This is a genomic window from Nocardiopsis sp. MG754419 (assembly GCF_018207095.1).
Lineage (GTDB): Bacteria > Actinomycetota > Actinomycetes > Streptosporangiales > Streptosporangiaceae > Nocardiopsis.
In genome coordinates, this window is the sequence record NZ_QOCZ01000328.1 from 1 (window position 1) to 776 (window position 776).

The 776-nt window shown below is 68.6% G+C and carries 1 pseudogene; it reads left to right on the plus strand.

Going from position 1 to position 776, the window contains the following annotated elements:
• Nucleotides 1-14 precede the first annotated feature (14 nt).
• Nucleotides 15-776 (plus strand): annotated as a pseudogene (locus DSY14_RS27955) (hypothetical protein); the annotation flags it as partial.

Genomic DNA, 776 nt, shown 5'->3' on the forward strand with positions numbered 1-776 from the left:
TGGAGTCTTTCCTCTTGAGACCGCTCCCCTTGCGCTCGGTCGTGGCCACAACGGCCGCCGCGACTCTGACCCTCGGCCTGCTCTCAGCCCCACCCGCCTGGGCCGAGACCGACCCGCACTCGCCCGCAGAGCGCACCGTTCCGGTCCCCGAGACCTGGGAGCCGGGCGAGGTCAACACCGACCCCGTCGGTGAGGACCCGCCCGACCAGGCATGGCAACCCCGAACCGGCGAACAGGACGACGGCGCGCGCAGCCCTGATCTGTCCTGCTCCACGGGTGGGGAGAACCTCGGTCTCGCCGAGTGGTATCCGATGCAGCGCCACCAGATCAGCGACCGCCTGGACGTGGACATCAACTTGGAGAGCGGCAACGCCGTGATCCGCCACCGCGACCTGACCGTGGCCGGCACCGGGTTGGACCTGGCCCTGAACAGCGTCTACAACTCCCGCGATCTGAACCTCAAGTGGAAGCAGTCCGCGGGCCGTGACATCGGGCTGAAGTTCGAGTCCGACCGGGTGGCCTTCCACGGACCCACCGGCTCGTGCGATGAGTTCACCGAGAACGAGAACGGCGGATGGGACGCCCCCTCGGGGTTGAACGCCACCCTGACCGAGCTGGACAACGGCCACTGGGCGCTGACCTACACCCGCGGGGAGTTCGAGGACCAGGTCTGGCACTTCAACGCCAACGGGTGGGCCATCACCCACGCCGACCGCAACGGCAACACCAACGACCTGCGCTACACCACCGGCGGCGACCTGGCGGCCATCACCGAC